Raw genomic sequence first — 22,854 nt, forward strand, 5'->3', positions numbered from 1 at the left:
CTCCCGTTCCGACGACCGGCCGAACAGCATCCGCCGCAACGTCGCCAGCTCCGCCTGCAACGCCTCGAGCTGGAGACGCAGCTCCACCACCTCGGCCTCACGCGTCGCCTCCCGCGCGACCAGCCCGGCGATGTCCGTCAACAGCTCCGCGACCCGGGCCCGCAGCCAGGCGTTCTCCGCCAGCAGCGCCGCGCCCTCGGCAACCTCNCCGCTNGCGGCAGCNCCCGCCCCCGACTCGACAACCGTCACGCACCGCAGCAAACCACCCCGACCGGCAGAACATCACCCACCACGACCATCAGGCCACACCCAGCCCCGAAGGCCGTCNCCCCAAAAGATCAACAACGGGACTTCCGAATACGTACGACCGACCGGCCATCCACGGGTATTCCCCATTCGAGATACTTCTTCAACTCGTGGAGCTGGCTGTTCGCCAGCGCGTTCATGGGGTAGACCACGATCGCCGAGATGCGGTTCGGGCGGGGGTCACGGAGGACGGAATCCACGACCGGCACGATGTAGGAAAGGCTTTTACCGGATCCCGTGCCGGTGGTGAGCACATAGCTGCTGCCGTCCCGGGCCGCCTCGATGGCTTCCCGTTGGTGCCGATACAGCGTCAGCGACCGCCCGCCGGGATCGCCGGAATCCCTCTTGACCCGGAAGAATCTGCCGCAGTCGGGGTGCAGCAGACCCGTGCCGACCAGTTCGTCGACCGTGCCGCCGGAGGCGAACGCAGGGTTGAGCGAGATCCACGGGTCAGGCCAGCGGACCTTCGCCGCCCGCTCCCGCTCGAGATAATCTTTGATCTTCTCGTCGCGAACCTCGACGAGGGAGTCGGTGAAGGCCGCATAGTCCTCGATCAGGCTCCGATGAGTCTCGAAGACCTCCACGTACTCCCTGCCCTCCTACCCACCAGGTCCGAACAGTGTCCGGCCAGCACATCCAGGTCGGGCGCGGCGGGCCGGGTGCGTCTGTCGTCGTACCCTACGGTGATCGGCGCCCGTCGTCCGGCATGACGGACCGGCTTCTGCTTCTGGTGGATCCGCCGCCTGACCCGGCCCGACCCGGCCTGACCCGGCCCGACCTGATCGCGGCACACCGTGGGCTGTTCCGGTGGGTGTCTGTCCAGAGGCCCCGAGCCCGATTCGTCCTTGTGGACACGCACGGCCACACCGGGAATCTTGCCTATCCAGAGGCTTCGACGTCCCTTTTATCCCTCTGGAAAGGCAAGAGANGGGGCTGGCTACTCGGCTATTCGAAGCGGGGGGGCTGGCCGGTCGCTTCGAGGACGGACATCCACAGATCGCCGGCCGGGTCGACCTGGTTGCGCTGGCTGATCGCGAGCGGGATCGGGATGTGGATGAACCGCCGCCGCCAGCGGCCGACGACCATCTCCGTGCGGCCGGACATCGCGGCGTGCACGGCCGCGTGGGCGAGCCGGATCGTGTAGACGCTGTCGTACGGGTTCGCCGGCACGCTGCGGATCACGTAGCTGGGATCGATGTACTTCAGGTTGAGCTCGATGCCCTCGGCGTCGAAGTACTCCTTGATCCGGCGGGAGAGCTCCGGGCCGATGTCGTGCAGCTTGCGGTTCCCGGACGCGTCGGTGCTCTCCGGCTGGCCGACGACAAGCTCCTGGCCGGCACCCTCGGCGACGACGACGACGGCGTGGCCGCGCTCGGCCACCCGGCGACGCACGTAGTTCAGCAGACCGCCGTCGCCCTCCAGCTTGAACGGCAACTCCGGGATGAGCACCACGTCCGCGTTACTCTTCGCCAGCGTCGCGTAGCAGGCGATGAATCCCGAGTGGCGGCCCATGAGCCGGACCACGCCGAGCCCGCCGGGCGCGGACGTCGCCTCGGCGTGCGCGACCCGGATGGACTCCGCGGCCTTGCCGAAGGCCGTCTGGAAGCCGAAGCTCTGGTCGATGTAGGGGATGTCATTGTCGATCGTCTTCGGGATGCCGACCACGGCGATCTTCNCCCCGCGCGTCTCGNCCNCCNGGGCGATCTGCCCGNCCCCGCGCNGGGTGCCGTCACCGCCGATGACGAACAGGATGTTGATGTTCATCCGGGAGAGGCAGTCGACGATCTCGGCGGGATCCTGCTGGCCGCGGGAACTGCCGAGGATCGTCCCGCCGTCCTCGTCGATGTTGGCGACGCTCTCCGGGGTGAGATCGACGACGTCGTGGCCGTAGCGGGCGATGAAGCCCTGGTACCCGTTGCGGAATCCGAAGATCCGCCGAACCCGGTAGTGCGAGGTCAGCTCCAGCACCAGACCGCGGATCACGTTGTTCAACCCGGGACAGAGCCCACCGCAGGTGACGATGCCCACCCGGGTCTTCGACGGGTCGAAGTAGATCTTCCGGCGCGGCCCGGCCGGCTCGAATCCGGGCAGGTCATCGAGCGCGACACCACGCGAGGAGATCATCAGGGCGGTGTCGTCGTAGAGGACCTTGTCCGACTCATCGATGTAATGCTGCGTCGTCGGCCGCTCCCCCAGCAGCGGCAGGAGCGGGGAGTCAATCCGGCAGACCCCCAGGGTCTTGACCGCCAGATCGGCATTATCCACCAGTATTGGTGCACCCACCGTTACCCGGCCCTCACGTCTCGATCGGCGCTACATCAGTCTCGGTGACTTCGCTTCATACTTACCTGGACCAGAGGAGCACGGACACCCCCGATCATCCTAGGTTTCTCCACCCCGAGAGTACCGACCCAAACCACCCACCACGACCCCGTCGACGGGATAACCCGCAACCTGCGGACGGAAACAATGGCTTCATAGGCGCGAAACCGGCGTAACAACCTGCCAACCCCGTCCCGACCTGTCCCGGGCGGACACCTCCGGGCGATGCGGGCAGGCGATGCGGGCAGACCGTCCGAGCCGGATAACCCAGGCCAGACCAGGCCAGGCCAGGCCAGACCAGATCCGGATCCGGAAGCCCCGCGACGTCGGCGGCCGCGAAGTCCGGTAGACGGTCAGCTCATGCAGTGACCACCATCGCGCGGCGGCCGAATTTGGGGGAGCCCGTCACGGTCCAGGGACCGCAAACTGTGCTCAGGTCCCCCAGATTCGCCGGCCGGCAGCCGGCAGGTCACCGCGCTCAGGACAACCCGGCCCGGTGCGCGCGCCGCCAGAAGGCTCCCCCACCGAGCAACAGCACCGCCAGTACGGCAAGGACGCTGATCTGCCCACCGGTATAGGAAAGCGAGTTCCCGCGGCCCCCCGTCCCGGTCCTGTCCGGGGCGGGGGGCCGAGGCGCACCCGTGCCGGCGGACGCTCCGGGGTCTCCATCACCACCACGGCCGTGGTCCCCATCACCAGCACGGAGCGAGACCTGGTCCGGCGCCTCGTCGATGGAACGCGAGCTTTCCGCCACGGAACGCGACGGGCCGTCCGCGGGGCGCGAAGCCGCGACCGGAACCGCGGCCAGCACAAGCAGCATGCTCGTGAGCACGGCGGCACCGCCGGAACGCAATCCCATGGTGGTTCTCCCCCAGCAGCCCGACTTGGCGCAGCCCGACCGGACGACGTCGGACCAGACGACGTCGGACGGTACCGATGGTCACTATGCGTGTCCAGGAGACGACAGGGTCGACACGCCGACAGTTCACCACCCCACGTGCGTCCCCGGTAGTGGATCAGGCGTCGGCCGCCTCGTCCGGCGTAGGTGCGGCCACGGACGGAACCGCGCCGCGCGTCCCCGGGCGGCGGTCCGGGCGGCGGTCCGAGCGGCGGTCCGGGCGGCGGTCCGAGCGGGACAGGCCGGAAGCCGGCGATTGTGTCGGAGACAGGTCGTAAGGTCGATCAGGCGAAGGCGCGGGCGGCAGGTGGCGTCGCGCCGCCGCGCCCTGACCCAGCCCGCCAGCCGAGGAGCCCGATGTCCGCTCGTGATCAGGTCCGTGGCCGGTCGCTTCGGCTCCTGGACTACCTGGCCGCGCTCGCCGCCGAACGGCGCGGTGCCCCCCGTCGCCAGCTCGCCGAGTACGTCCCCGCTCCGCTCCTTCCGGCTGACGTCCCGTCCCATCCGGGGGTCCGGCTCGGCCCGACAACGCAGCGGGAGAGCTGGCTGGAGGTCGCCCGGGTACCCCAGCCGGCCGCGCCGAGCTGGCCACCCCCGCTCGACCGCTACCTGGCCGGGACGGTGGTGAGCCCGGACGCCCCACCCACCATCCCCGCCCATCTCCTGGACGCGGAGGCCGTCGAGCAGACCGGGGAGCGCGAGCCTCCCGGTGTCCCGGGCGAGGAGCGGGACGCTCCGCCGGGCGCCGTCGCACTGCTCGACGCCTGGGTGCGTCAGGTGTGGCGGCCGTGGGCGCCCGAGGCACGCGCCGCCCGCGACGCGCGCGCCCTCTACCAGCGCCTGTTCGACCTGCGCCTGCGGCTGCAGCGCGAGGCCGCGACCGTGGAGCTGGCCTGGGGGCACTCGGTGCTGTGCTGGCGGGTCGGCGACGCGACGATCATCCATCCGCTGCTCGTCACCCGCATGGTGCTGACGGTCGATCCGGACTCCGGGGTCATCCGGCTGCATCCCGACGGTCCGGTGAGCCTGGAAACCGAGCCCCTGCACGGCCTCGGCCTCCCCGGTCTGGACGAGATGTCGGCCCTGCGCGACCGGCTGCGGACGGCGCCGGCCGATCCGTGGGACGCCCCGGCCCAGGCCGAGCTGCACCGCCAGATCCTCGCGCCGCTCGGGCTGGACGCCCGCGCGACCACCGGTCCGGTGCCCCCGCCGGGGCCGAGCCCCGTCCTGGTCGACACCTGGGCGGTGTACGTGCGGCCGCGGCCGGCCCTGCAGGCGCAGTTCTACGCGGAGCTGCGGACCGCCCTCGCCGAACGGGACCTGCTCCCCGAGGCCATCGCCGCCGTGGTCGCCGACGACAGGCTCGTCGCCGCCGCGCTCGGCGGGGACGATCGGGCCGACGGCACCCTCCCCGAGGGTGCCCACGCCGATCGAGGCCGTGGCCGGCGCGGTCACGACGACTCCCCCGCGGGGCTCGGTGAACGCCTGCTGATGCCGCTGCCGACGAACGCCGACCAGGAGCGGATCGCCCGGCAGCTCGCGGGCGCCCGCGGAGTCACCGTGCAAGGGCCGCCCGGCACCGGTAAGAGCCACACCATCGCGAACATGATCTGCCACCTCGTGGCGCATGGGCAGCGGGTGCTCGTCACCGCGCAGGACGAACAGGCCCTCGCGGTGCTGCGCGACAAGATCCCGCGGGAGCTGCGCGACCTGACCGTCGCCGTGCTCGGGTCGAGCCGGGCCGACCTCGACGAACTGCGCGCCGCCATCGTGGAGATCTCCGGGGCGGTCAGCGAGGTCGACCCGGCGCGGGAGACCGCGGCCGTGAAGGCCCTCGCCGAGGAGCTGGACGCCGCCCGCGCCACCGCCCGCGCCCTCGAACTGCGGATGATCGACCTGCTGGCCGGCGAGGCGCGGGAGTTCGAGCTGCCGCACGGGCGGGAACGCGCGCCGGAGGTGGCGAGCTGGCTGGCCGAGCGCGCGGAGGAGCTCGGGTTCGTTCCCGACCGGCTCGACCCCACCCGCGCGCTTCCGCTCGGCCCGGCCGAGCTCGCCGAGCTCTACCGGACCGCGCGCGAGATCACCCCCGCCGACGCCCGGGCCGCCGCGGGCAATCTGCCGGGCGACCTGCCGGACGGCGCGTCGCTGCCGGGCGCGGTCGCCCTCGGCCGGCTGCACGACGAACTCGACGAGATCCGCGCCGGGCTCGCCGACCTCGAACAGGCCGGCCTGTCCGTCGACGCGCTCGACGCGCTCGACGTCGACGGTGCCGACGGTGCCGACGGCGTCCGTGCCCTGGTCGAGGACACCCGGGCCGCCGCCGACCGGCTGCGCCGGCTGTCGGTCGGCTGGCTCACCACCGCCCGGGCGCAGTGCGCGGCGTCGGGTGAGCAGGCCAGGTTCTGGGCCGACCAGGCCACGGCCCTCGCCGCCGAGGTCGCCGAGCTGCGCCGTCTGACCNCCCTCNCCTTCGGCCGTTCCATCGAGCTGCCCGCCGGTGACCCGCGGGTCCAGCTGAGGCTGCTCGCCGACCTGCGGGGCCGCTTCGCCGCCGGCCGGGGGATCCCCCGCCTCGGCGGACGGGAGCTGCGGGACCTGCACGACGCGGTGCGCGTCGATGGGCTGGCCGCGCGCACGGGGGAGGACGTGGCAATCGTCGAGGCAGAGGTGCGCCGCCGTCAGACGCTGGCAGCCGCCGCCGCCCGTCAGGCCGCGATCGCCGCCGCCCTCGGCGGTGAGGCCATCGAGCCCGCGGCACCCGACGTCCTCACCCGGCTCGACGCGGTCGCCGGCGGCCTCGCCGACGCCGTCGACTGGGAACGCCGGGCGGCACCGGAGCTGTCCGCCCGGCTGCGCGCTGTCTTCCCCGCCGGCCATCCCGCCGGCCATCCCACCGGCCATCCCGTCACGACGACGCCTTCCGACCCGGACACGCTTTCCCACCTCGCCGGCCTGNTTGCCACGGCGACCGGCCGACGGCGCGAGAAGGAGATCGCCGGCGCGCTCGCCGAGGTAGAACGGGCGCTCGCCGAGGGAGGCCGTAGCCCGCGGGCCGGCCGGGTGTGGGCCGACCTGCACGAGGCGCTGACCAGGCGGGACCTGGCGACATGGACGGCGCTGCTCGACGAGAGCGCCCGGCTGGCGGCGCTGCGCCCCGGCGTGGAACGCCGGGACCGGCTGGCGGCCCGGCTGCGCGCGGTCGCGCCGCTGTGGACCGACGCCATCCTCACCGGACAGGGTGACCCGTCGAGCTGCGGCGAGGCGGTGCGGGCCAGCGAGGCGTGGCGCTGGCGCCAGGCCCAGACCTGGCTCGACGACCTGCACTCCGACGGCGACCTCACCACGCNCGGCCGTCAGCTCGCCGACGCCTCGCGGCACGTGCGCGCCCTGGTGCTGGAGACTGCGCGTCGCTCCGCCCGGCTGGGCCTGGCGATCCGGCTCGGCGACTCCCAGCGCCGGGCGCTGACCGGCTGGGTACAGGCACTCGACCGGATCGGGAAGGGCACCGGGAAGTACGCCCCGCGGTGGCGCGCCGAGGCCCGGGCCCACATGCGGGCGGCGATGGGCGCCGTGCCGGTGTGGATCATGCCGACGCACCGGGTGATGGAGAGCTTCGACCCGGGCGCCGACGACCTGTTCGACGTGGTCATCGTGGACGAGTCCAGCCAGTGCGACCTGCTGGCCCTCGGCGTGCTGAGCCTGGCCCGCAAGGCTGTCGTCGTCGGCGACGACGCCCAGACGAGTCCGGAGGCCGTCGGCATCGAACGGGCCAAGGTTCATGCCCTGATCGACGCGCACCTGCCCGACGTCGCCCAGCGTTCGCTGCTCGACGTGGAGGCGAGTCTCTACGACACCGCGGCCCGGGTCTTCCCGCGCACCATCGTGCTCAAGGAGCACTTCCGCTGCCTGCCCGACATCATCGGCTTCTCCAGCCGCTNCTACGACCAGCAGATCCTGCCGTTGCGGGAGGATCCGGAGCTCGCCCTCGGCGCGCCGCTGCGACCCGTCCGGGTCCCCCGGGGCGCCCGGTCGCAGACCCGCTTCGGCGACGCGAACCCAGCGGAGGCGCAGGCCCTCGTCGAGCGGGTCCTCGCCTGCTGCGCCGACCCGGCCTACGACGGGATGAGCANGGGCGTGGTCNCCCTGCTCGGCGCCGGCCAGCCCCGCCTCATCGAACACACCCTAGTCGAACGGCTCGGGGAGCGCGAGTTCTCCCGCCGCGACCTGCGGGTCGGCGACCCGTACCAGTTCCAGGGCGACGAACGGGACGTCATCTTCATCTCCGTCGTCGCGGACGACAACCGCTCGGCCGCCACCCGCCGCCGCGACCAGCAACGAGTCAACGTGGCCGCGAGCCGCGCCCGCAACCAGATGTGGGTGTTCCACAGCGTCGACCCGGCCACGCTGCGCGACGACGATGTGCGGCGCCAGCTGATCGAGTACATGTACGCCGGGCAGACCGGACGGCTCGACGCGGATCTGGCCGATCGCTGCGAGAGCGAGTTCGAACGGGCCGTCCTGCGCGAGCTCCTCGCCCGCGGCTACCGGGTGCGCCCCCAGCATCCGGTCGGGCGCTACCGGATCGACCTGGTCGTCGAAGGGGTCGCCACCACGCGAGCCACCGCCGAGCAAGCCGTCACCGAAGGAGCCACCGCCGGGGGTGTGGGGCGCCGCGGCCCCCGCCTCGCGGTCGAATGCGACGGTGACCGTTTCCACGGGCCCGACCAGTGGGAGGCGGATCTGCGCCGCCAGCGGATCCTGGAACGGCTCGGCTGGACGTTCTTCCGGATCCGCGGCTCGGAGTTCTACCGGCATCCTCGGCCGACCCTGGAGGCGCTGGTGCGACGTCTCGACCAGCTCGGCATCCACCCGGTGCCGGTGCCAGCACCAGCACCAGCACCAGCACCAGCACCAGCCGGCTCGCCGACGGAAGGGCCCTGATCTATCCGTTGGCGGCCCGGGGTTTGGGGCCGGTGGCGCGCATGTTCACCAGTCTGCCGAGCAGGTCGAACCAGAAGGGGGCGCCGGCGGTGAGCGCGAAGCAGGCGATCGCGATGCCGGCGATTTTCAGGAGCCACCCCTCGACGGAGTCGGGAACCTCCCGTGGGTCGTCGCGGCCCGCGGAGTTGTGGACCCAGCCGATCGGGAAGGCGAGCCCCGAGGCCTCGCGCACCGTCTTGATCACCTGTTCCGTGGCGTCCCCCACCATGGGCTGGTCGGAGGTGAGGCGGGTGCCGGAGGCGGGNTCCCCNGCGNAANTCCCNGCGGNGCTCCCGGCCGCCTCGCCGGATGAGCCCACCTCGGCCTGGGCCGCGGTCACGGCCGCCTGCCGCACGGTGCCGTCCTGCCAGAACGCCCGTGCGAGCCCGATCGCGTCGAGGTTGAACAGGACGGACAGCAGGACCGCGTAGCCGAGCAGGAAGACGGCGATGCGCCGCTTGTACCACCCGGACAGGCGATCCATCGCGTCGTCGTACCACCGGGCCAGCTCGATGACGACCTTCTCGCGGTCCCCGCCGGCCTGGACTATCGCTGTGGTCATCGCGGTCTTCGCCGGGGAGGGGGGCATCGCGGCGAGCCCGTCCTCCATCGTTCCCACGGCTCCGGCCCTGGTGGCGGCGACGAGCGCGGCGGCCACGACCCGCCNGGTGGGGTGATCCACAGGCATCGCGTCGTACAGGGCCTGGGCGGNCCTCNCCCCGAGGGCATGCCGGGCACCGTCGTAGGCCCGCCGGTACGCGGCCCTGGCCTCGTCGGGGACGTGGTCAGGCAGGGTGTCCGGGCGGAGCTGGGACAGCAGGGCCCGGGCGGGCGGGTCGACCCGGTCCAGCAGCGCCCGAGCGAAGGCGGTGGACGGCAGGTAGGACGGCAACCGCAGTGTGTGCGCGCGGCGCACCGAGGCCCAGGTACCGGAAACCGGCGGATGGTCGTCCATGGCCGGCAGGGAGGTGTCGCGGCCAGTGGCACGCATGGCCCGAAGCGGCCCGTCTAACAGTTCGGCGACGAGGTCCGTCCGATCCGCGGGCGGGTCCGCCCCCGGATCGGACGGTTCGGCGGGCCGGTCACCGCCGAGCAGCCGTCGCAGCTCGGCCTCCAGCTGGCGCCCCCGGTAGCGGAACAGAGCGAGCACGGCCTCGTTGATCCGGGAGACTGCGAGGCTGAACGCGGCAAAGAGCAACGCGAGCCCGATCAGGACATCAAGAGCGGATGAGTCCGGCATAACCCCCCCGATTCCGAGCCCGGGGCACCCGCGCCACCGCCTTCACGGCCGAGGAGTACGCCCCGGGACTGTCCTGGGCAGACCGCGCATTTCTACACCTCGGCGCAGAACCGGCACTCAGCGGCATCATCGGACACCTGGTCGAAGCGGGCGAAGAGGACACCAGACGACCGGGCCGCCCCGCTTCGAACAGCGGGCCATGCTGGCAGGCCTGACCGGCCGGAGAGACCTGAGCCCGTCGGAGGAGCCGGTGGGGGCGATCCAGGAGATCTTGGCAGCCGGCGCCGCCGAACTAGAGGGTGTCGTCGCGAAACGACCCCGCCCTGTCAAAGAGGGCGGGGTCAAACGATCGTAGCGACACTCCGATAGGATGATCGTCTTGGCGTCGAGAGACTGGATGGTGGATGGGCCGGCGGGATGACTCGTCCACGCCCACCATGATATCCGTAGATCATCCGAAAGACGTTCTTCGTGCTCCACGTGCGTCAGCCCCACCGCCCGTTCGGGCGGTGGGGCTGCCCCCGGCACAGCCGCGGCGGCGATCGGTCCCCGGCCACTGGAGCCCGGCTACCTGTCCCCGGGTAGCGGAGCCGGAGGACCCGCTGATCAGTCCGGGGGATCGTCGCCGAAGGGCCCGTCCGGGCCGTACGCGGCGATCTCGATGTCGATCATTGGAGGGCGCTGCGGATCCTGCAGGGGACGCAGCGGTGAGGTCGTCCCGCGGTGGTCCGCCCCCTGTTCCCACACGTTGAACTCGGCCATACTCGCCCAGACGCTGACCACCGCGAACCGGGACGGGTCCGCCGCCGACCGGTGCAGCGTGTTACCGAGCAGGCCAGGCGTGCCGACCAGCTTGGAGCTGATCTCGTGGTAAGCCCGCTCCACCGCGCCGGGATCGTCGGGCGGGTCGACCGCCCACAGCATGACCCGAACCTTCGCCGGACCGGCCACGGTCAGCTTCCCGCCGGAACGGTCAGGGAGGCCGCGCCGGCCAACTGGGCGACGACGGTACCGGTGACCATCGAGGCACTGGCGCGCAGCGGGTGCAGCGCCTTGCGGTGCACCAGGTGACGCTCGCTGTGCTCGAACTCGCGAAACTGCTCCTCGTCAACCCAGTCACTGACGATGTAGTACGTGCTCGGCTCCTCCTCCGAGCGGATCAGCCACTGCCCGAGGTTCGCCGGGTGCGAGGTGACCGCGTCGCCGATCCGCAGCCAGGTCTGCTCGAACTCGGCCTCCCGACCGGGGTGGATCCGCATTGTCAGCATGATCCGAAAAGGCGGGGTCGAGGTCATCAGATGCCTCCGTCCACGGCAAAGGTGGCGCCGTTGACGTAGGACGACACGTCGCTGGCCAGGAACAGGACGACCGCGGCGACCTCCTCGGCCGTCCCGATGCGTCCCAGCGGGATGCGGTTGGTGTAGGCCGCCTTGACGGCCGGGTCGATGCCCTCGGCATGGTGGGTCTCGATGACTCCCGGGGAGACCAGGTTCACCCGGATGCCGCGGACACCGAGCTCCTTGGACAGCGAGCGGGTCAGTCCGATCAGGCCGGTCTTCGCCGCGGTGTAGTGGNCCCGCAGCGGCAGACCGACCACCCCGGAGCCGGATCCGATATTGATCACCGAACCGGAGTCCCCCAGCAACGACAACGCGCCCTGCGTGACGAGGTGAGTGGCGGTGAGGNTGGTGGTCAGCACCTGCGTCCACTCGTCCAGGGGCAGCTGCGCGTAGGGGATGTGGCTGATCGTGCCGACGTTGTTCACGACGATGTCGAGGCCGCCCAGGTGGGTGCCGGTGGCCTCGACGAGCTCGGTGATCTGGCCCGGATCGGCGACGTCGGCCTGGACGAGCAGATGGTCGCCGCCGGTGTCCTTGAGCTCGCGGCGCAGGCTCTCGGCCTCCTCGGTCTGGCGCTGGTGGCCGGCAACGACCGTCGCTCCGGCTCGGGCGAGGCCGAGCACCACGGCCCGTCCGATGCCGCGGGTACCGCCGGTAACCAGGGCGCGTCGCCCGGCCAGGTCTGGGAACATCGCTGACTGTCTCCTGTGTCAAGGTGTCGGCTGGTGAGGTTCGGCTGGTGAGGTTCGGCTGGTGAGGTTCGGCTGGTGAGCGGGGGCAGGCGATACGGGCAGGCGATACGGGTGGGTACGTCCTCCTCAGCAAGGACCGACGGCGCGAACCACGAGGCTGCTGTTGAAACCGCCGTAGCCGCGGGCGTTCACCAGCGCCACCCGCACGGGTACACGCCGGGGCGTGCGCACGAGGTCGAGCCCATGGGCCGGATCGGGGGTGTCGAGGTTGCCCACCGCCGGGATGACCCCGTCCCGGATGGACAGCAACGCCGCGGCTACCGTCAACGCCGAGCCGCCGGCGAGGAGCCGGCCGACGAAGCCCTGCGGCGCCGTCACCGGGACCGTCCGGGCCCCGAAGACCGTGCGGATCGCCGCCGCCTCCTGGGCGTCGAGGTCCGGTGAACCAGCGCCGTCCGCGAAGACGACATCGACGTCGTCCGGGGTGAGGCTGGCGTCGCGCAGGGCCCGGCGCATCGCGGTGGCGAGCCAGCGCGCGTCCGGGGCGGGGCGTTCGTGGTGGGCGGCGTCGTGCGTCGCGGCGTAGCCGGCGATCTCGCCGTAGACGTGCGGGGCTCCCCGGGCGGCGGCGGCGGCCGGATCCTCGAGCACGAGCGTCGCGCCACCCTCACCGGGCAGGTAACCGTTCGCCCGAACGTCGAACGGCTTGTAGCCGTCCGCCGCGACGGTCGCGGTGCTGACCCGGCCACCGGACAGATGGCCGGCAATCGCATAAGGCGTCAGGCTCGCCTCGGCCCCCCCGGCGAGCACCGTCGGCGTGCCGCGGCGGATAATCCGCCGGGCCTGGGCCAGGCTGTCGATTCCGCCGGCACCGTCACTGACCAGGACCCCTGACGGCCCCTTCAGACCATACCGGATCGAGGTCTGCCCGGTCGTCGCCGCGTAGAACCAGGCGATCGACTGATAGACGCTCACCGCGGTGCGGCCCCGGGTCCACAGCCGTCCCAGCTCGCGCTGCCCGATGTCGACACCGCCCGACCCGCTGCCGAACACCACCGAGGTCGCATACGGATCGTGCGCGGCGGGGTCGTAGCGCGCATCGGTCATGGCGAGGCGCGACGCGGCCATCCCGAACCAGGTCCACCGATCGGTCTGGACGATGTACCGCTTGTCGACGTAATCCTCGACCGCGAAACCGGCGACCTCGCCGGCAAGGGTGGCGTCGTACCAGGTGGTGTCGAACCGGCTGATCGGCGCGATCTTCAGCTCGCCGCGCAGAGTTGATGCCCAGTACTCCTCCGTCCCGATGCCGCTGGGCGCGAGGACGCCGAGACCGGTGACGACCGGCCGGACCGGGGCCTGCGGCGAACCGTCCCGGTACGCGGGTCCCGCGGCCGTCGCGACGGAGGCCTCCACGGCGGCGTTCATCGCGTCGGGGCGGCGAGGACGATCGCCGACTGGAAGCCACCGAAACCGCTGCCGACCGACAGGGCCACGTCGACAGTGTGGTCCCGGGCGATGTTCGGGACGTAGTCGAGATCGCACTCGGGGTCGCGGGTGGTCCAGTTGGCGGTGGGGGGGATGACGTCGTTCTCGATCGCCAGGGCGCAGGCGGCGATCTCGATCGACCCGATCGCGCCCAGCGAGTGCCCGATCATCGACTTGATCGAGCTGACCGGGATGTCATACGCCCGCTGTCCCAGCGAACGCTTGAAGGCGGCCGTCTCGTGCCGATCGTTCTGCTTGGTGCCCGATCCGTGCGCGTTGATGTAGTCGATGTCGTCGGCCCCGACCCGCGCCGCGTCCATCGCGACCCGGATCGCCTCGGCCATCTCGACCCCGTCGGGGCGCAGTCCGGTCATGTGGAACGCGTTCGAGCGCGAGGCGTACCCACCCACCTCGCAGTAGATGTGCGCACCGCGCGACCGGGCGGCGGTGAGCTCCTCCAGGATGAGTACGGCGCAGCCCTCCCCCATCACGAAGCCGTCCCGGCTGGCGTCGAAGGGACGGGAGGCGTGTTCGGGGTCGTCGTTGCGGGCTGTCGTCGCGCGGATCGCGTCGAAGGACGCCATCGAGATCGGGGAGATCGGCGCGTCGGAGGCACCGGCGATGACGATGTCGGCCTCGCCGTCGACGATGAGCTGATGGCCGTAGCCGACCGCGTCGATGCCCGAGGTGCAGCCGGTGGAGACCACGAAGGCTGGGCCGTGCGCGCCGAACCGGCAGGCCAGTTCGGTGGCCAGGCAGCTCGGCACCATCGCGTGGTAGAGGAACGAGCTGGCGTACCGGGGATCAACCTCCCAGTCCCGCCCGCTGTCGGAGACCTCGACGTACTCGTTCTCCAGGCGGGTGGTCGCGCCCACCGCGCTGCCGATGCTGACGCCAACGATCGGGCCGTCCCCGCCGTCCCCGCCGTCCCCGGAACCGTCCCCGCCGCCCCGCAGGTCCAGGCCGCTGTCCTCCACCGCCTCCAACGCCGCGGCCAAGGCGAACTGCGCGAACCGGTCGTTACGCGCGATCTCCCGGGCGGTCAGGCCGGCCGCCGCCGGGTCGAAGTCGCACTCGGCGGCCACCTGGGAACGGAACTGGGTCGGGTCGAAGAACGACAGTCGCCGCGTCGCGGTACGGCCGTCGGTTAGCAGGGTCCAGAACTCCTTGCGGTTGACCCCACCGGGGGCGACCACCCCGATCCCGGTGACCGCCGTCCGTCTTGGTCCGCTCACTGTCCGGACCCGTGGGGCAGGGAGTCGACGGTGGGCGCCGACGGGGCGACCGGGACGTGCGGGGCATCCGGGTCGAGCGGTACCTCGGTGTCGACATGACCGAGGTCGGGCCGGGGTGCCAGCGGGCTGAGGTGAAAGACGAGGAAGGCGGTCTCCTCACCGGTGTTGACGACGCGGTGGCGCATCCCGATCGGGATGCACACCCCGTGGTCGGCCGGCAGGTCCTGGTACTGACCGTCCAGTCGGGCGGTCACAATGCCGCGCACGCAGTAGAGGAACTCCTCCGAGTAGGGATGCAGGTGTTCGGTCACCACCTCACCCGGCTGGAGGGTCAAGGTGCCGAAAAAGCCCGAGGTCGAGCCCACGGTCGCCGGTGAAAGCAGCGTGCGGACGTCACCGCCGCGCCGACGGTTTGGGGTCATGTCGTGAATGCAGAGAACCTTCGGAATCGCTGTCACGGAAGTCACCGGTCTCGTTCTCCTCAGACTTGTTCCGGCAGCGCGATGGAGACCGGGGGCAGCTCGGCGGCGGCCCGCTCGACCTTCTCCCGGATCACCGACATCTCGCGGGCGGTGTTGGCGTTGATGCGGTTGGTCATCTGCTCGTCGTTCACCGGCGCCGACGGGCGCATATGGAAGTCCTGCACCCAGCGCATGCGGGTGCCGGTGCCCTCCGGCGTGTAGCTCCAGTGGATGTGCATGTACTCGAACGGACCGGTCTCGACGCGGTACGCGCGCACCTGCCGGGTGGCCGGGTCGAGCGTCCGCTCGGACACCCAACTCCACGCCGTCCCGTTCTCGTCGGGATGCATGGTCAGGCGAAACTTGAAGGTGTTCTCATGGTGCTCAAGAATCTCTACCGAGGCGTATTCGGTAAAGAGGTCAGGCCAGGACTTCAGATCGTTGGTGATGGTCCAGACGGTTTCAATGTCGGCATCGATGAAAATCGAGTTGTCAGTGTGCCCGCTCACGTCGGCTCCGGTCGGCCTGGAAGGTATGGGGCGTGGGAACTAACGGCGGATTCAGACCGTCTCGCGCTGGCCGAGAGCCGTGTTCACCGTGGCCAGGATCTCGGCGAGGGNCCAGCTCTCCGGCAGCTCGGCCGGGAGGTCCACCCCGAAGGTCCCGGCCACCTCCGCCGAGAGCTGGAGGTAGGCGAGCGAGTCGAGGCCGATGTCGATGAAGGTCACATCCAGGTCCGTCGGCCGCTCGTCCGAGGGCAGACCGGCCTGCTCGACCAGGAAGTCGAGCAGGGCATCGGCCGACCATTGCCGGGGCATGTCGTACTCCCTTTTTCATTTTCGGGTTTCGGGGTTCACATGAAAAACTGGGCGTACCGGTGGGCGGGATCTAGGACGCGGTCGCTGATGACCGGTCGCGGCCGCAGCCGGCGGGCCCGGTGCTCTGGCGGTGTACAGGAGCCCGGCCGTGTATCAGGAGCCCGGTGGCGCACCGGGGGCTCAGCCGGCCGTCCACGAGTAGAAACTCTGTGCCATCGCGTCCCCGGGGGTGCGCCAGGTCTCCGGGTCGTAGGCGGAGACGTATTTCCCGAGCTTTTTGCTCACGTCGACGAACAGCGGATGCTCATGGACGTTCTCGACGGTGTTCCTGACGTTAGTCGGAGCCTCGATAAGATGAAAGTAAAGGCCATGGAAGTGAAACAGGTCACGCCTGGTCACACCCACGATTCCGGGTAGTTCTCCGGCATCGGACTCGGCGAAGGTCGCCGCGATGGCGGGAGCGTCGGCAGGGTTCATCCTGGCCACGATGAGAGTCCGGTGTGACTGACCTCCGGACGGCGTGGCGGGGTTCTGCGGACCGGTGACTGAGGGACCGGTGACTGAGGGCACAAGAATCTCCTCGACATGTTCTTGGGAAGCGCGTGTTTGACCCCAGGCAAGCACGGGTACCGTGTGCATGGCAAGCACGGGTACCGTGTGCATGGGCAGTCAGGCGGACCGGCCATGACGGACCGGCCCCGGCACCTTGCGACGCGTTACAGGTGGCAGGGGAATCCGCCGACGAGCATGGAGCCGGCCGGGAGTGACCGGTGCGCGACCACCGCTTCCCACCCGACAGCCCTTCTGAAGCAGCCAGCCTTTCTAAAGCAGTCGGCTTCTTTGACTCATCGAGAGCATGGGGCCACGCGGCGCGGCTGTCCTGGATTTCCCCTGGCAGCAAGTTGCCCTGGCAGTCAAATGCCAACCAGTGCACACGGAGAGCACAACGCGGCTACAACCATCGCGAGCGGGCTTCCCGGTGCCCGGGGGTGGTCGACACGCCACCGGAGGAGAACCGGGATCTCGATCTCGTGGGAACCACGTCGTCCGCGCTCGGCCTCGGCCTGGTCGGGTATGGTGCTACCCAGAGCCGGCTACATCCAGAGCCGGCTACNCCAGAGCCGGCTACATCCAGAGCCGGCTACTCAGAACCAGCCGCTCAGAACCAGCCGCGTTGCGCGGCGAGGCTACCCGCCTGGAATCGGCTACGGGCGTTCAACCGTGCCATCAGATCGGCGATCATGCGGCGCACGGTGCGGACGGAGACGCCCAGATGGCGCGCGGCCGCCTCGTCCTTCATGCCGAGGCTGAGCAGACGCAGCAGCAGCCGTTCGGTGTCGTTCGGCGCGTCGTCACCGTCCCCGGGAGCGGCCATCGCCTCGCCGCTCAGCGGTTCGGCGGCCTCCCAGACCTGTTCGAACAGGGTGAGCAGCAGGGCGGTCAGCTCCGGGGTGCGCACGAGCAGGGTCTGGCCGGTCGCGAACCCCCGGCCCAGTCGGACCAGGCCGATCCGCCCGTCGACCGCGGTGGCGTCCAGCCGGGGATCGTCGATCATTCGGGCGTCCAGGCCATGCGCCGCCACGGTCCGCACATAACCGGCGCCGAGCTCGTCCAGGCGCACCGACCGGGGCAGGACGCTGCGCATCACCACACCACGCCGCAACGCACGCAGTTCGACCGGCATCACCTCGCGAGTCAGGGTCGAGGACCACTCGCGCCGGGTATGCAGCGCGAGCACCTCCCGCTCGGCTCGCCCGACGATCGCGAGCAGCTCCGCACGGGCCTGGTCGGCACTGTCTATCCGCCTTACCTCGGCGGTGTCCCCGCCGGGACGGCTCTCCAGGTAGTCCGAGACGAAGGAGCTGATCTGTGCCCGGGCCAGGAGCAGCCGCTCATGGCGACGGATCAGCTGCTCGTGCTGCGCCTGGAGCAGGTGGTCGAGCCCGGCTTCGGGATGCACCGCGACGTAGTGACCGGCCCGTTCGCGCGAGGGCAGCAGCAGACCCAGCTCGACCAGACGATCACGCGCCCGCCTCGCGGCGACCAGCGGCTCGCCGAGCATCTCCGCCACCTCGGGCACGCTCAGGACCTCGTGGCACAGCCACAGCCGATAGGCGGCCAGGGTGACCTCATCGATACCGAAAAGATCGAGCACCTTCCCCTTCCTCGGAGCAGGATCGGGACGTGGCCGACGGACGCCGACCGGACCAGCCGTGCCCACCGGACCAGCCGTGCCCACCGGACCAGCCGTGCCCACCGGACCGACGCGGCCGCTCACCCCGACCGCTGGGGCAGGCCCGGCCGGGACTCCGCGGACACCACGTCGAGGGCGTGGCGGACCAGCGACACCAGGGACTGCCGGACCGACTCCCGCTGCCGGGCGTCGCAGAACACCACCGGACGGCGCGGATCGAGGTCCAACGCNGCCCGGACGTCCTCCACCCGGTACTCCCGCGCACCGTCGAACCGGTTCAGCGCGATGAGGAACGGGATGTCGCGCTCCTCGAAGTAGTCGATGGCCGGAAAGGAGTCGGCCAGCCGCCGCGTGTCCACCAGGACCACCGCGCCGATCGCGCCGAGGACGAGCTCATCCCACATGAACCAGAACCGGTCCTGGCCCGGGGTGCCGAAAAGGTAGAGAATAATGCTGTCGAGAAGCGTGATCCGACCGAAGTCCATCGCGACCGTGGTTGTCGTCTTCGAACCGACCGCGCTGGTGTCGTCGATCCCTATGCTTGCGGCCGTCATCGCGGCCTCCGTGGTGAGGGGCTGAATCTCGCTCACCGAACCGACGAACGTCGTCTTTCCGACTCCGAACCCGCCGGCGATGATGATTTTTACCGGATGCGGCGGCGCCGTTTCCGGCGACCCCGTTCTAGAGGGCCTGTAGTCCATCGAGCACCTTTTCGATGAGGGCAATGGAAGGGCGGTCGGAGGGTCGGGCCGGTCGGGTCACGGTCACCAGGCCGGCGTCGAGCATGTCGCCGACGAGGACCCGCGCGACCCCGACCGGAAGATTCAGCCGAGCGGAGATCTCCACGATCGACTGCACGCGTTGGCAGAGCAGCGCGATGGCGCGCTGCTCATGCTCCAGCGTCCGCATCATCAGCCGGCCGTTGGGCGTGGTGGTCACCAACGCGACCAGCTCCAACGTCTGGTTCGTCGGCCGTGTCCGGCCCCCGGTGACAGCGTAGGGGCGGACGACCGGACCAGCCTCTTCGTCGAACCATTCATCATCGCGCGACATACCGGTCCTCCTGCCTTGAGAATTCTGCTGTCATCCGGTCGGTGATGGCAGGGGGTGACCGGCTGACCCACCAACCGATCGGACCCCCACCCGATCGCCGGGCCGATGTCAGAGTGGCAGCGCGGACTGCATCTGAGCCCGGAGTTCCGGGGTGAGAAACTCGCCGACCCGGGTCACCAGCAGCGCCATCTCGTAGGCGATGAGACCGATGTCCGCGCCGGGGCTGCTGAGAATGGCCAGGCACGATCCATCCCCGACCGCGGTGACGAACAGGAATCCCTCGTCCATCTCGACAATGGTCTGCCGGACGTTTCCACCCCCGAAGAAACGACCCGCGCCGCGCGCCAGGCTGTTGAATCCGGAGGCCACCGCGGCCAGTTGGTCGGCGGTCGCCCGGTCCATCCCGTACGAGGTGGCGAGCAACAACCCGTCAGAGGAAAGCGCAATCACATAGGTGACTTCGGGCACCTTCTTGACGAGGTTGTTGAGCAACCAGCTCATGTTCTCGGACGGCCCCAGCGGACGCATCAGGTCACCTTTCCTACATCGTCACCGTCGTTCGAAACCTGGCCGTCCGCCAGACCACGACCAAAGTTGTTCTGGAAGGACGACATCATGTTGCGGATCTCTTCCGGGCTCCGTTGCGCGGCGAGTATTCCGGAACGCTCCTCGGGAGTGTCCCGACGAAGCTGTGGCGCGAGACTGGCCCGCCGGGTGCGCTTGGGCAGGCCCACCTCGGTGAAATCGACGGGCAGCTGGCCGTCCGCGCCGGGCCCGGCCGGGTCAGCGGGCTCGTCCGAACGGGCCGAAGGCGCCGGGCGTCCGAGGGGGACGACCGTCTGGCCCATGGCGGGGGNGTCCTCGCGCTGGAATCCCTCGGAGCGTCCCACCGGCCGGCCCAGCGGTGAGGNGAACGGATCGGTTCGGGTGGCCTCCCGCGGGTCGGCGGAGCCGGGCTCACCACCGCGCGACCGCTCCCTGGCCATGGGGCTGTCACCGAACAGCGAGGTGACACGGCTGCCGGGTCCGCCGTCGCCGCCATACTCGGAGCCGGGCGCACCGTCGTGGCCACCCGGACCGGGGACGTCCCGTCCGTCCTGGAAGGGGCCATCCCGGAAGGGCTCCTCCCGGAAGGGTTCATCCCGGAAAGATGTGTCCTGTCCCGGACGGGCCGGCGGACCGCCGGGGTCGTCCGACCCGGGCGTCTGGGGATGGTCCGGGACGGCGGGGTGGGGCTGGTCCCCCACGGCCCTGCGGCCGCCACGCGAACGGCGCGACGGCAGCGGCGGGGGGNCACCGAAGTCGCGGGAGCCGGGCTTCCCGCCCGACCCNCCGTCCGGGTCGGAGCGCGGGGTCGAGGGACGCGGCGGAGCGTCCGAAGGCCTGCCGTTGGAACGGTGCCGCGGGCGGTCGGCGACGAACCAGCTCGATCGCACCGTGGCGAAGACCGGCAGATCGTCGATGAGCGTCTCGTCCTGACCGTGCGCAGCCGCGGCCGCGTCCTCGGAGCGCGCGGGGGGACCGGCGAGGTTGCCGTCCGCGTCCACCAGCGANCCACGGAACCGGTCCTCGTCGATGGCCGGGCCGTCGAGAGCCGGAACCCGCGTCATGGGGAGCGGCGGGGCGATCTGCGCGGGCTCCGGCCGGGCCTCCCCGTCGGTGTCGACCTGCCGCAGCAGCGTGGTCGGCACCAGGACGATCGCCATCGTGCCGCCGTACGGCGAGGACCGCAGCTTCACCGAGATGGAATGCCGCTCGGCGAGCCGACCGACGACGAACAGGCCGAGACGCTCGCTGGTCGACAGGTCGAAGGGAGGCGGGTTGGCCAGCCGCTCGTTCACGGCGTCGAACTCCTCCGGACTCATGCCCAGCCCGCGGTCCTCGATCTCGATCACGAAGCCGTTCGACACCTCGTGCCCGGAGACATGCACCGGCGTGTGGGGCGGAGAGAAGGAGGTGGCGTTCTCGATCAGCTCGGCGAGCATGTGGATGACGTCACCGACGGCGTGACCGCTGATGGCCCCTCCGTCGATCGACATCACCTGCACCCGGGTGTAGTCCTCCACCTCGGCGACGGCGCCACGGACGACGTCCTTGACCGGGACGGGCCGGCGCCAACCACGGGCCGGCTTGGAGCCGGACAGCACGATGAGGTCCTCGGCGTGCCGGCGCATGCGGGTGGCGAGGTGGTCGAGACGGAAGAGCTCCTCCAGCTCGTCCGGGTCGGTCTCCTTGCGCTCCAGGGCGTCGATCACCTTGAGCTGGCGGTGAATGAGTGCCTGGCTGCGGCGGGCGAGGNTGAGGAACGTGTCCCCGATGCTCTTGCGCATCGCGGCCTGCTCCACCGCGGTCCGCACGGCCACCGCGTGCACGGTGCCAAACGCCTCGGCGAGCTGACCGATCTCGTCCTTGCTCCGGACCTCGACCGGGAATTCCTCCTCGGCCACGTCCACCGGCGACCCGCGGTGCAGACGGTCGACGACCCCGGGCAGCCGCTCGTTCGCGACTTCGAGGGCGCCGCGGCGCAGTCGGCGTAGGTCCCGGATCATCGGGCTCGCCACCAGGAGAGAAATCACCACCGACACCACGAGCACCAGCGCCACGCCGATACCGCTGAGGAGCGCGTCGCGGGTGGCCGAACTGGCGATCTTCGCGCTGGTCGTTGCGAGGTCGGCCGCGATCCGGCGTTCGACCTGCCGCATCGCATTGATCTTCGCGTCGGAGGCCTCCAGCCAGATCTGCGGGGTAACGGTCAGCGGCTGGCCGTTCTGCACGGCGTTGACCGTGCCGTCACGCAATGTCGCGGCGGCCGAGATCGTCCGGCCGACCGTCACGTTGTAGAACTCCTGCTCGTCCGCCGTGGCCGTGGTGCGGAACTGGGCCAGCCAGGCGTCCTCCGCCCCGCTCCTGGTCTGGATCTCCCGCAGCGTGGCCGCATCCGTCTGCTGGAGGAGGATCACGCGGACGACGGCGCCGCGCTGGTGGGCGACCTGTTCCTTGGCCTGCGCGATACTCACCAGTGTGGTGGCACCGTTGACCAGCGAGGTGTTGCGGCTTCCGGCCGCCACCTGGGCGTTGAGGGCGAGGAGATCGTCCACGGCACCCGAGTAGAAAGCAATGTTCTGGTCCACCTGCGCCTGGTGCGCGTCGATCGCCTTGCGCTGCGCAGAGAGCTTGCCGAGGCGTTCCGAGATCGACGCGAGCGTGGTCGCCAGGGTGTCACGACCCGCCGCGGGCAGCGCCGCCTCACCGGCCCGATAGACGGCCAGGGCCTTGTCCACCGGGCCGCGGGCGGCGAGCGCCGCCTGCTCCTGAGCGACGGCCATGTAGTTGGAACCGACATAGGAGTTCGTGGCGTACCGCTCGACCTGCAGGGCCTGGACCAGCTCGTTGCTTTTGATCGAGAAGTCGGCGAGTGCCTTGATGCGGTTGGCGACCCGCACGTTGTCGACGTTCCCCCGCACCTGTATCGCGCTCAGTACCGCGAGCGCAGCCAGGGGGACGACGAGAATCACCACTAGCTTCGAGCGGATGGGCCAATTCTGGAGCATCCGGTCCTCTCGTCCGGCACCCGGGAGTCGAGTGCCTCGTGTGCGGGGGTGAGTAGTCGAGTTCCATCGGGACATGTCACCGGAAGACCACAGACGACAACACCGGGCCAGCGCATTGGAGTAGGCGGTCCGGACATCGGGTGAATGTTCCGGGGGCGCGGACAACTGTAGCGGGTGAAGAACTAGCCCGACTGGGGGCACCCGCCTTCAACGCAAAAGGATGGCGAGGTAGCACCGGGTGACGAACATTCGCGGGCGCGCAACGCGCAACCAGAA

Annotated in this window: 19 protein-coding genes and 1 pseudogene; 1 reads left to right on the forward strand and 19 read right to left on the reverse strand. The window is 70.6% G+C overall.

Annotation, left to right across the window (positions count from 1 at the left end; all coding sequences use genetic code 11):
* From CED_RS15860 to CED_RS15875, 4 genes and pseudogenes are all read right to left on the reverse strand, one after another.
* Positions 1 to 249 (reverse strand): annotated as a pseudogene (locus CED_RS15860) (IS66 family transposase); the annotation flags it as partial.
* An 89-nt stretch (positions 250 to 338) separates the two neighbouring features.
* Positions 339 to 890 carry a DEAD/DEAH box helicase gene (locus CED_RS15865; protein ID WP_035911909.1) on the reverse strand — a complete coding sequence of 184 codons (552 nt, stop codon included), beginning with the start codon at positions 888 to 890 and terminating at the stop codon, positions 339 to 341.
* A gap of 361 nt (positions 891 to 1,251) precedes the next feature.
* The gene (locus tag CED_RS15870; protein ID WP_035911910.1) at positions 1,252 to 2,589 is read right to left on the reverse strand and encodes an ATP-dependent 6-phosphofructokinase; all 1,338 of its coding nucleotides are present in this window, start codon (positions 2,587 to 2,589) and stop codon (positions 1,252 to 1,254) included.
* A gap of 517 nt (positions 2,590 to 3,106) precedes the next feature.
* Positions 3,107 to 3,487, reverse strand: coding sequence for a hypothetical protein (locus tag CED_RS15875; protein ID WP_011437231.1), 381 nt, complete (start codon positions 3,485 to 3,487; stop codon positions 3,107 to 3,109).
* A gap of 396 nt (positions 3,488 to 3,883) precedes the next feature.
* Between CED_RS15875 and CED_RS15880 the strand changes: the two genes are divergently transcribed.
* Positions 3,884 to 8,467: an AAA domain-containing protein gene (locus CED_RS15880; RefSeq protein ID WP_035911913.1), complete on the forward strand. Its 4,584-nt coding sequence runs from the start codon at positions 3,884 to 3,886 to the stop codon at positions 8,465 to 8,467.
* A gap of 1 nt (position 8,468) precedes the next feature.
* Here CED_RS15880 and CED_RS15885 read toward each other — a convergent pair whose 3' ends face one another.
* The 15 genes from CED_RS15885 to CED_RS15955 form a co-directional block, all read right to left on the reverse strand.
* On the reverse strand, positions 8,469 to 9,746 hold the full coding sequence (locus CED_RS15885; RefSeq protein ID WP_035911916.1) for a hypothetical protein: 1,278 nt from the start codon (positions 9,744 to 9,746) through the stop codon (positions 8,469 to 8,471).
* Positions 9,747 to 10,352: 606 nt separating this feature from the next.
* The gene (locus CED_RS15890; RefSeq protein WP_049761094.1) at positions 10,353 to 10,670 is read right to left on the reverse strand and encodes an antibiotic biosynthesis monooxygenase; all 318 of its coding nucleotides are present in this window, start codon (positions 10,668 to 10,670) and stop codon (positions 10,353 to 10,355) included.
* A 29-nt stretch (positions 10,671 to 10,699) separates the two neighbouring features.
* Positions 10,700 to 11,041, reverse strand: coding sequence for an antibiotic biosynthesis monooxygenase (locus tag CED_RS15895; protein WP_011437235.1), 342 nt, complete (start codon positions 11,039 to 11,041; stop codon positions 10,700 to 10,702).
* On the reverse strand, positions 11,041 to 11,778 hold the full coding sequence (locus CED_RS15900) for an SDR family NAD(P)-dependent oxidoreductase (protein WP_035911919.1): 738 nt from the start codon (positions 11,776 to 11,778) through the stop codon (positions 11,041 to 11,043). Before CED_RS15900 ends, CED_RS15895 begins: the two co-directional genes overlap by 1 nt.
* 126 nt (positions 11,779 to 11,904) lie before the next feature.
* Entirely contained in the window at positions 11,905 to 13,206 is a 1,302-nt protein-coding gene (locus CED_RS15905) for a beta-ketoacyl synthase N-terminal-like domain-containing protein (RefSeq protein ID WP_011437237.1), read from the reverse strand.
* The gene (locus CED_RS15910) at positions 13,203 to 14,501 is read right to left on the reverse strand and encodes a beta-ketoacyl synthase (RefSeq protein WP_011437238.1); all 1,299 of its coding nucleotides are present in this window, start codon (positions 14,499 to 14,501) and stop codon (positions 13,203 to 13,205) included. The genes CED_RS15905 and CED_RS15910 overlap by 4 nt, the downstream gene beginning before the upstream one ends.
* A complete protein-coding gene (locus CED_RS15915) occupies positions 14,498 to 14,923 on the reverse strand; it encodes a cupin domain-containing protein (protein ID WP_082456678.1) in 426 nt (141 codons plus the stop codon). Before CED_RS15915 ends, CED_RS15910 begins: the two co-directional genes overlap by 4 nt.
* Before the next feature lie 59 nt (positions 14,924 to 14,982).
* Positions 14,983 to 15,471, reverse strand: a complete 489-nt coding sequence (locus tag CED_RS15920; protein ID WP_011437240.1) for an SRPBCC family protein — start codon at positions 15,469 to 15,471, stop codon at positions 14,983 to 14,985.
* Positions 15,472 to 15,522: 51 nt separating this feature from the next.
* Positions 15,523 to 15,780: an acyl carrier protein gene (locus CED_RS15925; protein ID WP_035911922.1), complete on the reverse strand. Its 258-nt coding sequence runs from the start codon at positions 15,778 to 15,780 to the stop codon at positions 15,523 to 15,525.
* A gap of 180 nt (positions 15,781 to 15,960) precedes the next feature.
* Positions 15,961 to 16,269 (reverse strand): TcmI family type II polyketide cyclase, encoded by a 309-nt coding sequence (locus CED_RS25430; RefSeq protein ID WP_049761097.1) that lies wholly within the window; start codon positions 16,267 to 16,269, stop codon positions 15,961 to 15,963.
* Between the two features lie 670 nt (positions 16,270 to 16,939).
* Positions 16,940 to 17,935 carry a LuxR C-terminal-related transcriptional regulator gene (locus CED_RS15935; RefSeq protein ID WP_011437243.1) on the reverse strand — a complete coding sequence of 332 codons (996 nt, stop codon included), beginning with the start codon at positions 17,933 to 17,935 and terminating at the stop codon, positions 16,940 to 16,942.
* Between the two features lie 119 nt (positions 17,936 to 18,054).
* Positions 18,055 to 18,675 carry an ATP/GTP-binding protein gene (locus CED_RS15940; protein ID WP_011437244.1) on the reverse strand — a complete coding sequence of 207 codons (621 nt, stop codon included), beginning with the start codon at positions 18,673 to 18,675 and terminating at the stop codon, positions 18,055 to 18,057.
* Complete coding sequence (locus tag CED_RS15945; protein WP_011437245.1) at positions 18,656 to 19,027, reverse strand: DUF742 domain-containing protein; 372 nt, start codon at positions 19,025 to 19,027, stop codon at positions 18,656 to 18,658. The genes CED_RS15940 and CED_RS15945 overlap by 20 nt, the downstream gene beginning before the upstream one ends.
* Positions 19,028 to 19,135: 108 nt before the next feature.
* The gene (locus tag CED_RS15950) at positions 19,136 to 19,555 is read right to left on the reverse strand and encodes a roadblock/LC7 domain-containing protein (protein ID WP_011437246.1); all 420 of its coding nucleotides are present in this window, start codon (positions 19,553 to 19,555) and stop codon (positions 19,136 to 19,138) included.
* Entirely contained in the window at positions 19,555 to 22,578 is a 3,024-nt protein-coding gene (locus CED_RS15955; protein ID WP_035911925.1) for a nitrate- and nitrite sensing domain-containing protein, read from the reverse strand. Before CED_RS15955 ends, CED_RS15950 begins: the two co-directional genes overlap by 1 nt.
* Between the last annotated feature and the right edge of the window lie 276 nt (positions 22,579 to 22,854).

It is taken from the genome of Frankia sp. CeD, assembly GCF_000732115.1.
Classification (GTDB): Bacteria; Actinomycetota; Actinomycetes; order Frankiales; family Frankiaceae; genus Frankia; species Frankia casuarinae.